This is a genomic window from Chryseobacterium culicis (genome assembly GCF_002979755.1).
GTDB classification, from domain to species: Bacteria; Bacteroidota; Bacteroidia; order Flavobacteriales; family Weeksellaceae; genus Chryseobacterium; species Chryseobacterium culicis_A.
Genome location: NZ_PCPP01000001.1, coordinates 747,742 through 761,049, shown reverse-complemented (window position 1 = coordinate 761,049; position 13,308 = coordinate 747,742). Strand labels below are relative to the sequence as shown.

Genomic DNA, 13,308 nt, shown 5'->3' with positions numbered 1-13,308 from the left:
AAAACAATCGAAGGTTACCAAAAGGTTAACCATAAATATTCAATTGACGTATGAATTTTGAAGAATTTAAAAACTGCGGATTAAGACGAAGCCTGAATATTCTTTCGGGCAAATGGAAACCGCTGATTCTACACAACCTTTTTGAAAAAGATCAGGTACGGTTTGTGGAACTTTGGCGAAATATGCCCAGAGTTTCCAAGAAAGTACTTGCCGAGCAATTGAAACAGCTGGAAGAAGATCTTATTATTGAACGGATTGAAGTGTATAATTTTCCACCGGAAGTATATTATAAGCTTACTGAAAAAGGCAAAAAGCTAGGGCCTATCCTTTCTCAATTACACCTATGGGGAAATGAGTTGAGATAGCACTGTTTATTTAATATTTTATATATTGGCGAAAATTACCTTGTAATTTTAAGGGTATAAAAACTAATAGCAATTTTTACCAATGAAAAGAATCATTATTTTGATCTCCTGTGTATCATGTACATGGACTGCTGCTCAAATAGCACCGCCACCTACTATCCAAAGATCAACAACATCCCGAGGACTTACCGTCAATTCAAGAAAAGGGACATTAATTGAGAAGAAAATCAGCACTCTGGGTACGTTTAAAAACCTTAATATTCAAAAGATTGTAACGAAAGATGTTTCTGACAATTCATCAGACCGTTTTCTGGGAATCATGTATGAATATGAAACCTTTGATGAGATATCAAAAAAAACATTGACTATTGATAAAAATGAATTGGGAAAACTGATTCAGGCTCTTCAGATGGTAGAACAGAAAGAAAATGAAAAGACAAACCAGGAAACCAAATATAAGTTTGTTACGATGAGCAATATTGAGTTCGGAAGTGTTTATCGGGAAAAACTTTCTTCGTGGGTTAATTATATAAAAATTCCTTCTCATTATTTTAATCAGAGCTTACAGGAATTCAATAAAGATGACCTGAAAGAATTGATTGCTCTTTTGAAGAAAGCTGAACAGGAACTTTAAAAAATCCTGAGCTGCAATCGTTGTCAATAGGTAAACATAAAAACCTTATAGGCTTACAAAACCTATAAGGTACATTTAAAAAAATTAAAAATAATTATTACCGGAGCAGGATCAATTTAATCTTTAAACTGATCCAGAACTTCCATAATATTCTGATATACAAAATCCAATTCTTCAGAGGTAATACAATACGGAGGAACCAGATATATTACATTTCCCAACGGCCTCATGATAATCCCTCTCTGTAAGAATTCATTGTAAAGTTTCTTCCCTATTTCATTGAAATAAGAAGTACCATTCCCGGTTTTGAAATCGAAAGCTAAAATAGTTCCGATCTGTCGAACCTTTTCTACATGAGGATGCAAAGCAAGTGCTTTCACAAACTCTGAATGCTGATAAGTGATGCGGTTGATATTCATTTGAGTTTCGCTTGTAAGTAGGAGTTCCATACTGGCAAGAGCAGCTGTACAGGCTAAAGGATTGGCTGTAAACGAGTGCCCGTGAAATAAAGTTTTATAACGATCATCAGAAAGGAAAGCATCATAGATTTCATGGGAACAGGTGGTAATTCCCATTGGCATTGTTCCTCCTGTCAATCCTTTTGAAAAACACATGATATCCGGTTTCTGTGTAAGATAATCTGCTGCGAAAAGTTTTCCCGTTCTTCCAAATCCTGTAAAAACTTCATCCTGAATCATAAGAACACCTTCTTCCCGGCAGCATTTCATCAGCTGGCTAAGATCTTCGGCTTTATACATCAGCATTCCGGCCGCTCCCTGCACTAACGGTTCGTAGATAAAGCAGGCTACTTCATCAGCGAGTTCTTTAATCTGCTTTTGCAGGCTTTCCAGATTTTCTGTATTGGGTGTATCGATAAAAACAACTTCAAACAGCATGCTTTCAAAAGGCCTTGTCCAGAAACTTTTTTCACTTACAGACATGGCACCGAAGGTATCTCCGTGGTAAGCATTTTTAAACGCTAAAATCTTTGTTTTCTTTTTTTCCTTATTGTATGCATATTGAATACACATTTTTAAAGCAACTTCCACTGCAGTAGAGCCATTATCAGAGTAAAAAACTTTCTCCTGGCCAGCCGGAAGAATTTTCAGTAGATTTTCTGAAAGCTGTATGGCAGGTTCATGGGTAAATCCTGCAAAAATAACTTGCTCAAGGGTGTTTAACTGTTCAAAAACACGCTGCGCAATATAAGGATGAGAATGCCCGTGCAACGTCACCCACCATGATGAAACAACATCCAGATATTTTTTCCCTTTGTTATCATAAAGGTAAATTCCTTTTCCTTTTACAATGGGAATCGCATCATCAGCTGTTTTCATCTGCGTGTAAGGATGCCAGTTAACGGCTTTGTCTCTTTGTTGCAGGCTGGCTTGTTCTGTTATAGTATTCATATATTGATGTAAGAAATAATGATGAGTGATGAAATTGGATTTAACAATAATTTAGTTGAATAGGCTGAAATGTTGGATTAATCGCAAAGGCGCAAAATTTATCATCGATTGCTATTATTTTAAGACGCAAGAAAATCGAAGATTTTCAGCAAGGAATATGTTGTAATTTTCCCGTAAATTTTTTCTAATATTATTTGCATAATCTGCAAGAGAATGAAAATTTGCAATATTAAATTTTATCGGAGATAAAATCCTTGCGCCTTAAATATTTACTTACTACAAAAGTTTTTTGCGCTTTTGCGTTTTCCAACTTGTAGAGCAGTTTATAAAAATTCAAAAACCAATTTTATAATAAACCCTATAATACTCATAATCCAGCTCATCACTCATTATTTTATCATTTATAATTCATAATTTTCTAGCAACATGTTTCTTTTTTCATCATAGGTTTCAGTCCTAATGTCTGAAGCATCTGCATATCTTCAGAAACTCCCGGATTAGGGGTTACCAATAGCGTTTCTCTTTCTCCTGTAAAAATGGAATTAGCTCCTGCCATAAAACACCACGCCTGTTCTGTTTCTGACATTTCTATACGGCCGGCGCTTAATCTCACCATAGAAGAAGGCATTACAATTCTTGCGGTTGCGATCATTCTTACCATTTCCCAGGTATCTACTTTTTCATTATCTTCTAATGGAGTTCCTGCTACTCTTGCTAAAGCATTGATAGGAACAGATTCCGGGTGTTTTGGCATTGTTGCCAACGTCAGAAGCATTGAAATTCTGTCTCTGTGCGTTTCACCCAGTCCGATAATTCCTCCGGAACAAACGGTGATTCCTGCATTTCTTACATTGTTGATGGTATTGATCCTGTTATCAAATGTTCTGGTAGAAATGATCTCTTCATAATATTGCTCAGAGGTGTCAAGATTATGATTGTAGGCATATAATCCTGCTTCCTGAAGTCTGATAGCCTGTTCTTCGGTAAGCATTCCTAAAGTGCAGCAAACTTCTAATCCAAGTTCATTCACTCCTTTTACCATGTCAATAACCCTATCAAAATCGCGGTTATTACGAACTTCACGCCACGCTGCTGCCATACAAAATCTTGAAGATCCTGAATCTTTTGCTTTCTGAGCATGGGCAATTACTGTTTCCGTAGGCAATAAAGCCTGTACTTTGATATTCGTGTGATAACGGGCTGCCTGTCCGCAATATGAACAATCCTCAGGACATCCACCAGTTTTGATGGATAATAAAGTAGAGATCTGTACTTCAGAAGGATCATGCCATTCACGGTGCACGGTTGCTGCTTTATAGATCAGTTCCATCAGAGGAAGGTGATAAATCTCCTCAATCTCTTCTTTAGTCCAGTCGTTTCTCAATGTTGTTTTTCTATCCATTATCATAATTTTGTTATTGTTAATTGCTGTGCAGCATGTTGTATAGATTCCTTATCGGTATTTTTGATTTCCGGAATCTTTATCATTTTTGTTTCTTTTTCGATGAAACTGCAGATTACTCTTTCAGTATCTTCGGGAAAGTCTCCGTTAAGAATTAAATATTCCAACTGAATTCCTCGTTGTTGTAAAGCCATAATTGAAAGTAGACTGTGATTGATACATCCCAGATAATTTCTGACTACCAATGCCGCCGGAAGATCTAATTCTTCAATCAAATCGATCATAAATGTAGAGTCAGATATGGGAACCATAAGCCCTCCTGCTCCTTCTATAATTAATGGTTTTTCTGTTTTGGGGAGTTGAAAATCATTCAGGTTTATGGTGATGTTTTCTTCTCTTGCGGACTGATGTGGTGATGCAGCCAGCTGTAAACGATAGGTTTCCGGGTGGCATATTGCATGATCTGTCCATGCTTCAATTTTATGACTGTCTGTATACTGCAGATCACCAGACTGTATGGGTTTCCAGTATTCTGTTTTAAAATGTTGAACCAAAACCGCTGAGCATACTGTTTTTCCGATTTCGGTTCCTATTCCTGTTATAAATAATTTCATGTGTTTCGAGATTCGGGATTCGTGTTGCGAGGTTTGAAAGCTTATTTTTTGTTTTAAATAAATTCTCTAATAATTCCTGTCAGTTTTATAATTTCCTCTTCTGTATTAAAGCTGTGAAGGCAAATCCGCAGTCGTTCACTTCCTTCTTTTACGGTGGGACTGTAGATTGCGTAGGTTAAAAATCCTTCCTCAGATAAGGTGTTCTGTACTTGTTTCAGTTGTTGATTGTCCGGAATTACAATGGCTTGAATGGGACTTGTTTCCGCTGATGGAGAGTCTAAATTTCGGCTTCGGAAAACTCTGATGTTGTCCTGAAGTTTTTTTGCGAGATCCTGATGCTGATCTAAAAATTCATACCCAGTTTTTATACTCATCCACTGGAAATCCTGTGCTGAAGTAGTGTAAATGAATGGGCTTGCAAAATTGATCAGGTAGGATTTCACTGTTTCATTGCAGAGGATTGCTGCTCCATGCGCTCCAAGAGCTTTTCCATAGGTTACAACTGCGGCTGAAACCTGGTTCTGTAATTGATATTTTTCAACCAATCCATATCCAAATACTCCAAAAGCATGGGCTTCGTCAACAATCAAAGAAGCTTTATACTGATCTGCAATCGCTGAAATTTCCTGAAGAGGAGCAAAATCCCCTTCCATCGAGTACAAACTTTCGATAGCGATATAACAGTGTCCATTTTGCCTTTTTAAAACATTTTCAAGATCTTCAATATCATTGTGCTTGAATTTCAGTTTTTTTGCATTTGATAATCTGCAGGCATCATGCACCGACCGATGAATCTGTTCGTCCACAATAACTGTATCATGACGGCTGGGAAGTGTAGAAAACAAGGCCAGATTTGCATTATATCCGGACGGAAAAAGTAATGCCGACTCAAACTGATGTGTCTGAGCAATATCATTTTCTACCGAAACCGCAATGTCACTGTTTCCACTAATTAGCCTTGATCCTGTACTTCCTGAAAGCAGTTGAGGATGAGCCATAATCTTCTGCAACAAAGAATGTTGAAAGTCTTTGCTTTTTGCCAACCCCAGATAATCATTGGAGTAGAAATCAATTCCACCAGATGGAAGCCGTAAACGCCTTAGAGTTCCTTCCTCTCTTCTTTTATCAAGGGATTCCTGAAAACGGGAGATATGGCTAAGCATAATTTAACTGTGCCACTTCCTGTGTAATAGCATTAATCCACTCTTCGTGCAGTTCTTTTTCTATAGTTAAGACATGCTCTGCGTGTTCCTTCCAGTCGGGTGAAAATTCATTAAGTTGATTGATCATTTCTTCCAGATGTCCTTCTTCTTCAAGGATGATAGATTTTACCATAATTCTGGAAGAAGCCTCAGTAAGTACCTCCTGATAAACCGGATAAAGCTCATCCGCACGCACTTCAATGGCATAGGTTACAAAAAGATATGCCGCATATTTCAGGTCTGTTTTATTCAGATTGAATGCTTCCTGAAGATATCTGCAGGCTTTGATATCCAATGAATGAAGATATTGGCTTGTTGCTATGGGAGCCAGAAGTTCCGTACTTTCGTAGGTTTTGCATAATTCAGGATCTATTTTCCCGATCTGTTTTTTTAGATAATAGGCATGGCGGTGCTCTTCGGCAGCATGCTTCAGCTGGATCTGAGAAACCAATGTAGGATGTTCACATTTTGATATTTTTCTTGCACCGGCATTCTCCATAAAAGAAAGTGTATTCAGCCATTTGGCGTGGATACTTCCTTCCTGTACAATTTTTTTTAACAGATGATGAAATTCCATAGATTTTTATTTTGATGTCAAAAGTAGTATATTGCCGGATGGTTACATGGTGCCAGTTTTGATATTATGGATAGTCCGGTTAAGATTCCTTATGAAAGTTTTATTAAGATTGATAGAAAATCAGAGACTTCTATCTATTTGCAGATTGCCAATCAGCTGATCAATGCAATTCAGAGAGGATTCCTTCCTTTTGGAACAAAGCTCCCCGGAACAAGAACTTTCAGTGAAATGCTGGAAATTCACAGGAATACAGCAGTGGTTGTGTATGATGAATTGTCGGCTCAGGGTTGGACAGAGAGTTTTCCGAATAAAGGTACCTTTGTGATTGGAAAAGATCAGGAGAAACCTGTAAAGGTGAACGATTTTGAGCAAAATAACCTTCAAAACTATCCTGTAAACACTGGTTTTTCCTTCAAAACATCTAATATTCTTGACAATCCTTTTGAACATTCAGACTGTGAGTATGTTTTTAATGATGGTGTGCCGGATATCCGATTGACACAAATCGGACAGCATTCCCGGTTTTACAGCTCTATTTTGAAGCGTAAATCCAATCAGAAAGCTTTGGGACATTATAATCATGACGGAAGTGAATTTTTTAAAGAACATTTATCTCAATATCTGAATCTTTCCCGTGGGCTTCCTATTTCTAAGAATAACCTTCTTATCACCCGCAGTACGGAAATGAGTATCTATATTGTTTCCGAAATCCTTCTTTCTGCAGGTGATACCGTATTGGTAGGTGCATTGAGCTATTTTTCCGTCAATATGATCTTTATGAAAGCGGGTGTTGATATTGTCTCGATTCCTATTGATGAAGAGGGAATCATTGTTGAAAGTGTACGGGAAGCCTGTAAAAAACAGAAAATACGAATGCTTTACTTGACGCCTCATCACCACTATCCTACTACCGTTGCGCTGAGTGCTCAGAGAAGATTTGAGCTGCTGGAACTCGCTAATGAGTATGGATTTATTATTCTGGAAGACGATTATGATTACGAATTTCATTATGATAAAAGCCCTATTCTTCCCTTAGCCAGCGCCGATACCAACGGAATGGTAATTTACATTGGTTCATTCGGGAAATCTTTGGCTCCGGGATTCAGGACAGGATTTATTGTTGCACCGGAAAATCTGATGACCGAAATGCGTAAATATCTTGGAATTATTGACCGTCAGGGAGATATTCTGATGGAAAGAGCACTTGGAGAAATGATTGCAGAGGGAGAAATCAACCGTTATCTGAAGAAGTCTTTAAAAGTATATCAGGAAAGGCGTGATCATTTTACTTTGTTGCTGGAAGAAAATCTGGGTGATTTGATCTCCTTCCAAAAACCTTCCGGAGGTCTTGCCATTTGGCTGGAATGGAATATCCCTTTGAACCTGATGCAGCTAAGCCGGAACTGTGCTAAGGACAACCTTTTCATTCCCAAAACGCTTTTATATCAGAATAAAGGGCTTACCGCCATGCGACTGGGGTTTGGGGATCTTAATTTTGAAGAGATGAACAAAGGAATTGAGGTTTTTTCAAAAAATGTGAAGGGATTGATTGGTTGATTAAAATAGATAATTGTACCGTTTTATGGATCTGCAGGAAAATTATGAGGTATCACTTGCTGAAAATCTTTGATTTTCTTGCGCCTTAAAAAGTTATAAGATTAAAAAACTTTGCGCCTTTGCGATTTTCAAAAAAAATACTTTATCAAAAGAATATTTTAGTTTTGAACGCAAAGGCGCAATTGAAATCAAAAATAACTTGTTTTTAAGGCGCGAGGATTTTATCGCAGATAAAATTGATACTGGATATTTAAAAATAAGAAGTTATCTAACTTTTAGATTGATTGATTTTAACCACAAAAGACACAAAAGCCTTGAACATTTAAGTTTTAAGAGTCTGATTTACGCTTAATAAGTACACATAAGTTTTATAAAATCTTTGATTTTCATCTTATGTGAACTTTTTTGCAGTATCATTTTAAGCTTATTTAAACAGTTAAAATTTTTAAAGTAAAATCTTTTGTGACTTTTGTGGTTTTAAAAGATTAAAAGCCCCTTTGCAGAGGCTTTTACTAATGTTGAGAAGGAAAAACTACTTTATTTTTCTTATGTTTTGGTTTCTTCTTTTTCTTATTCAAATAGATGATAAAACCGGTAATGGGAAGCGATAGTGCGATAACAGCGGCCAGAAAATAAATAATTCTGCTCGTTAATCCCAAAATACTTCCGGTGTGAAGATCATAATTTCTTTCTCTTAATGCGGTTCCATATCCGATATTTTTGTTTTTATAAGATTGAGATTTTAAAACATCTCCTGAATATTGATCCAAATTAAAATGTTCATTTCTATATTGCCTTCCGTCATAGGTCAGTTCAGCATAATATGTTCCCTCTTCTGATCTTGGAAAATTGATAAGTGCTGATTTCTTACCTTTCAACCCTTTTTCCATCGTGTTTCCAATCAAATTGAGGATGTTATTCCGGTTTGAAAATTCTTCGGAAGGAATGGTGCTTTTTGCTTTTTTTTCTGTAGGAGTATTTCCGTTCAGTGTGTTCTTTACCCATTTATCTACATCTTCGAAGCTCCATATCAATGCGGAATAAGAGATTAAGAGTAAAGGAATAATGGCATAGAATCCCAGCACATTATGAGCGTCATAGTTAATCCTTTTCCAATTAGCAGATGTTTTAATGAAAAACATTCCTTTCAGCATGGCTTTACTCATTTTTCGGGGATACCATATCACAAGCCCCGATAAAAGGATTACAGCAAATATCAATGTGGAATAACCGGTAATTGTTTTTCCAATTTTTTCACCCAGCAGAAGTCTTCTGTGAAGATCCAGCACAATTTCAAAGAAATCCTTTTTAGCATCTTCTAGTTCCTGTACTTTTCCGGTGTAAGGATCTACATAAATCCGGTAATAATAAAGATAAGTTCCCCAATATGTCCATGCTTCCTCATCCATTTTCAGTGTGCGGAAAACATAGGTTCGTGAGGGATCGGAAGGCATTACCACTCTTTTGACTTTCAAACCTTCAGGAAGTGCTTTTTCTGCTTTTTCCGTAAGTTCTGATAATGAAAGTTTTTTTCTTCCGATATTTTCAACGAAATATCTGTTGGGATGGACAATATGTTTTAATTCTTCTTCGAAAGCCAGGATACAACCTGTAGCGGCCATGATAACAACTATAAGCCCGGACGTTAGTCCGAGCCATAGATGTAACTGATATGCAATTTTTCTAAACTTTAACTTCATTCTTAAAATTTAAAGCTAACCTCAGCAACAAAGTTACGAGGCATCTGAGCTACTACAACTCCCTGCCCTGCAAAATATTGCACATTGCCCAGATTATTCATTTTAAATCCTAATCTGTATCTTTCTTTTTCAAGGGAAATGGAAGCATTCACTAAAGTATAGGCTGGGAATGCAAACTGCCCGGTAACTACTTTGTTTCCGGTAAGCTGTTTTCCTACACGGTTTACCCCAAAGCCTACTCCAAGTCCCTGAAGTCCTCTGATAGGAAGAATATAACTGATCCATGAATTGAATACATTCGCTGGACCTGCAGATTCCGGACGACGGCCATCTACAGCAGGATCTGCTTTTTCATATCTGCTGTGGTTGTAGGCATATCCGGCCATAATATTTAATCCCTGAACAGGATTCATAATGGTTTCTATTTCAATTCCTTTACTTCTCTGTTGTCCATCCTGAACCACAATATTGTATTCTTTTCCGTCACGGATCACTCCGGTTCCTCTCTGGATATTGTCAACAAGAATGTCATAATATGAAACGGTAAAGTTAACCTTGTTTCTCCAAAGGTTTCCTTTGATCCCTACTTCCCACTGATTGGCCATCTGTGGTTTCATATCTCCGCTATAGTCAGCCAATTGCTGGGTAACAGGTGCTGTATAGCTGAAACCATTCATATAGTTACCATAAGCAGATAGTTGATCTTTAAGGATTTGGTATACAACGCCTACTTTTGGAGACCATGCTGTTTGTTTGAATTCTCCAGCGCGTTTGTTGTCATTCAAATTAAGTTGTCCTTTACTTTCATAATGGTCCATACGCAAGCTGATCAAGGTAGTCAAGCGGTCGGTAATATGGGTTACATTTGAGATATAAGCTCCATAAAGATTGGATGCTGTGGTATTTCTTACCAATGGAGATTTACCCGCCAGGATTGCAGCCTGGGTAAAAGCCTGAATTTTTTGCAGCGCCAGATCTTTGGATATGTTACCATATATTCCTGTCACTGGTGCTACCACTGGCCCTGAAGGATTTGTACCATCGATATAATCATATACCACAATCGGGGAATGGTTATTGTTGATGGTCTGATTAAGATAATCTAACCCAATCAACACTTTATTTTTAATCTTACCGATGTTAAATTCTCCGTTAAAGTTCTGCTGAACACTTGTAGAAGAAGCTTCGGAGTTCTGCCACTGTACGTTACGTTCCAGCAGAACATCACTGGTTGTCCCTCTGATAAACTGATATTGATATAATCCTTCCGTTTTTCTGAAGTTTCTTGAAAGCAAAGTTTGTGAAGTCCATTTATCTGCAATTTTGTAGACAGCCTCAGCTTTTACATTGATAGATGGAGCTTTTAAGGTCATATCATTGTTGGAGTAAGATCTTTTCCAGTCGAATCCAAGTTCATCTGGTGTATGAGCAACATAGGGTCTTGTTCTGGACAGAAAGATAATTGGAGTGTTTGTTCCTTCATAATTATAAATCTGAGCTCCTAAGTTAAATTTCAATCTTTCATTAACCTGATAACTTATCGTAGGCGCTACAAAGAATGACTTTCTGAATTCAGAATCTCTAAATCCGTTCTGATACTGATAAGCGGCATTCAAACGGAATAACATATTTCTGGATTCTGTAATGGGACCATAAACATCAGCGGTTACACGGTTCAGATTATAGCTTCCCATAAGATAAGAAGCTTCTCCTCCGAAATAATCTTTCGGTTTTTTGGTGACCGCATTAATCAAACCTCCAAAAGAAGTTACAGCACCTCCGTACAATGTTCCGGAAGGTCCTTTGATCACTTCCAGACGTTCAATGTCAGCAGGATCTATCTCACCGTTGGTAGTTGCCGGAACACCATCTACCATAGATACTTTGGTTGGAAAACCTCTAAGGCTGTAGTAGAAACTTCCGTCTCCAGAACCTCTTCCCGGACTTCCCTGCATTTTTACCATTCCCGGAACATTTTTCAATACTTCCGAAATATCGTAAGTAAGCTGTTCTTTCATGATTTGCTGGTTGACGCTTGTATAAGCCTGTGGATTTTCAAGAGCTTTCAAAGGCATTTTGCCCACTGAAGTACTGTCTTTATCCAAAAATTTATTTCTACTCACTGCGTATACTGTAATTCCCTCAATCACATTATTGTGTAAAGGGGCGTAGATAGCAGGAATTTCGTGGACATCTTTCTGAATGTAGATTTGCTCTCTCATCAGTTCAATGTCATTTAAAACCACCTGAAGCGTATATTCTCCAGGTGGTACATTTTCAAAGTAATATTCTCCTAAATTATTTGTTTTTGCCTGATAAGACGTGTTGACAAGTCTTAAAATTGCATTTTTTACCGGCGACTTTTCAGACAGCATGATCTTGCCATGAACTCTGTCGCCCTGCTGTGCAGAAAGCGAGTTTGAAGATAAAGCAAGACCAAGAAGTAATATAAGGGTTTTAGATGTTTTCATGCTGTAAGTTTTGTAACAGGGGATAGTTTATTTTACCGTTTTGTGATAATGGGAATGATTCTATAAGTTCGGTGCGTACATATTGTGGGTTGATACGCAGTTTATTTTTGATGGTTTCGGTGATGATCTGAGGATCAATATCCGGATTGTCATACAATACCACGATTTTTTTATCATTGGCGTTCAGACATACGAAAGTATTGCCCTGCATTTCATTTTTAAGAATGAATTCTACCTCATCCAGATTAAGGCGTATTCCGAAAAGTTTCATGATACGTTTTATTCTACCTGTGATATAATAAATTCCGTTCTCCCCTTTTCTTGCTGTATCTCCGGTATGCAGTACGGAAGGTTGCTCATAAGTGGCAAGATCCTCCAGTTTATTGGCATAACCTCCAAAAATACTGACATGTGAAAAAAGAAGTTCATCTGTGTCAGGATCAATCTTGAAGTTTCCTCTCTCTACAACAGTTCCAATAGAGGTTTCTTCTTCAAGGAGTCCTTCCGTCGTAAGGTAAGCCATTCTTCCTCCAGCTTCCGTCTGACCGTATTGAGCAAAAAAATCTTTTTTAAATTCATGACAATACGTGAAAATTGTTTTTCTCAATTCAGCATTAATCACGCCTCCGGTATGGGTAAAATACCTCAGACTTGGAGAATCTTTTCTGAAAAATCCTATTCTGTTCAGGTTCTCATAAAGAAAAGGAACTCCTCCTAAAGTACTGTAGCCGTACTCCTCCATTTCGTCCCAGAATGCTTTCTGCATAATGTCTTTATCTGTACATACAATTCTTCCTGCACGCATACAGTTCGTGGTGAAAATAGAGAATCCGTATACGAAGTTGATAGGAACGTTTAAAGGAACCACATCGGATTCCTTAACGGGCATATACTGAAGGATGCTCAAAGCATTCTGATAAAGGCTTTCATCGGATAGTTTAACCAACTTCGGAACACCTGTAGTCCCGGAAGTACTCAAAAGGATCTTGATGTCAGGATGAATGGTAATTTCACTCTTATAATCATCCTTTGCAAAAATTCTGATGTTGTCTGAGAATTCTTTCAGACTGTATCCGGCAATTTCCTCTCTTTGTGGATCAAAGATGTATTTAGGGCGGTATTCAGCCTCGATACGCTCTTTGAATTCCTCATGCAGTTTCTGTCCCAGTATGGCAATAGTGTGCGCTGTTCCGTAAAAATTGAGAAGTACCTCAACGCTGGACAGCTGATTGTCATTGTACAAAAAGAGGAGTCCTTTTTCTACAGGGTTTAAGCCTAAAGACCGGTACAGTGTTCCCACCGGTATTGTTTTACCGGTGGAAGCATCTGTAAACTCCAAGTTCTTATTGGCAATTACATTTTCTAAAATTTTCATAT

General features: G+C 37.6%; 11 protein-coding genes. 3 read left to right on the top strand and 8 right to left on the bottom strand.

The window, feature by feature from the left end:
* Nucleotides 1–50 precede the first annotated feature (50 nt).
* Together CQ022_RS03590 and CQ022_RS03585 are read left to right on the top strand one after the other, a co-directional pair.
* A complete protein-coding gene (locus tag CQ022_RS03590) occupies nt 51–365 on the top strand; it encodes a winged helix-turn-helix transcriptional regulator (protein ID WP_105682325.1) in 315 nt (104 codons plus the stop codon).
* An 82-nt stretch (nt 366–447) separates the two neighbouring features.
* Nucleotides 448–999 (top strand): hypothetical protein, encoded by a 552-nt coding sequence (locus CQ022_RS03585; protein ID WP_105682326.1) that lies wholly within the window; start codon nt 448–450, stop codon nt 997–999.
* 116 nt (nt 1,000–1,115) lie between these two features.
* On the opposite strand, the gene bioA is transcribed toward CQ022_RS03585, so the two are convergent.
* From bioA to CQ022_RS03560, 5 genes are all read right to left on the bottom strand, one after another.
* Nucleotides 1,116–2,408 carry an adenosylmethionine--8-amino-7-oxononanoate transaminase gene (bioA, locus tag CQ022_RS03580; protein WP_105682327.1) on the bottom strand — a complete coding sequence of 431 codons (1,293 nt, stop codon included), beginning with the start codon at nt 2,406–2,408 and terminating at the stop codon, nt 1,116–1,118.
* Nucleotides 2,409–2,826: 418 nt separating this feature from the next.
* Nucleotides 2,827–3,810, bottom strand: a complete 984-nt coding sequence (gene bioB / locus CQ022_RS03575) for a biotin synthase BioB (protein ID WP_105682328.1) — start codon at nt 3,808–3,810, stop codon at nt 2,827–2,829.
* Between the two features lie 2 nt (nt 3,811–3,812).
* Complete coding sequence (gene bioD, locus CQ022_RS03570) at nt 3,813–4,424, bottom strand: dethiobiotin synthase (protein ID WP_105682329.1); 612 nt, start codon at nt 4,422–4,424, stop codon at nt 3,813–3,815.
* 53 nt (nt 4,425–4,477) lie between these two features.
* Nucleotides 4,478–5,587, bottom strand: a complete 1,110-nt coding sequence (locus CQ022_RS03565) for an aminotransferase class I/II-fold pyridoxal phosphate-dependent enzyme (protein ID WP_105682330.1) — start codon at nt 5,585–5,587, stop codon at nt 4,478–4,480.
* A complete protein-coding gene (locus tag CQ022_RS03560; protein WP_105682331.1) occupies nt 5,580–6,203 on the bottom strand; it encodes a hypothetical protein in 624 nt (207 codons plus the stop codon). Before CQ022_RS03560 ends, CQ022_RS03565 begins: the two co-directional genes overlap by 8 nt.
* Before the next feature lie 66 nt (nt 6,204–6,269).
* On the opposite strand from CQ022_RS03560, the gene CQ022_RS03555 reads away from it, so the two are divergent.
* Nucleotides 6,270–7,760, top strand: a complete 1,491-nt coding sequence (locus tag CQ022_RS03555; protein ID WP_105682332.1) for a PLP-dependent aminotransferase family protein — start codon at nt 6,270–6,272, stop codon at nt 7,758–7,760.
* A 512-nt stretch (nt 7,761–8,272) separates the two neighbouring features.
* On the opposite strand, the gene CQ022_RS03550 is transcribed toward CQ022_RS03555, so the two are convergent.
* Genes CQ022_RS03550 through CQ022_RS03540 form a run of 3 tightly spaced genes read right to left on the bottom strand, consistent with a single transcriptional unit; the run spans nt 8,273 to nt 13,306 of the window.
* Nucleotides 8,273–9,460 (bottom strand): PepSY-associated TM helix domain-containing protein, encoded by a 1,188-nt coding sequence (locus tag CQ022_RS03550; RefSeq protein ID WP_105682333.1) that lies wholly within the window; start codon nt 9,458–9,460, stop codon nt 8,273–8,275.
* 2 nt (nt 9,461–9,462) lie between these two features.
* Nucleotides 9,463–11,931 carry a TonB-dependent receptor gene (locus CQ022_RS03545; protein WP_185126806.1) on the bottom strand — a complete coding sequence of 823 codons (2,469 nt, stop codon included), beginning with the start codon at nt 11,929–11,931 and terminating at the stop codon, nt 9,463–9,465.
* On the bottom strand, nt 11,918–13,306 hold the full coding sequence (locus CQ022_RS03540) for an AMP-binding protein (protein ID WP_105682334.1): 1,389 nt from the start codon (nt 13,304–13,306) through the stop codon (nt 11,918–11,920). The genes CQ022_RS03545 and CQ022_RS03540 overlap by 14 nt, the downstream gene beginning before the upstream one ends.
* Nucleotides 13,307–13,308: the final 2 nt, after the last annotated feature.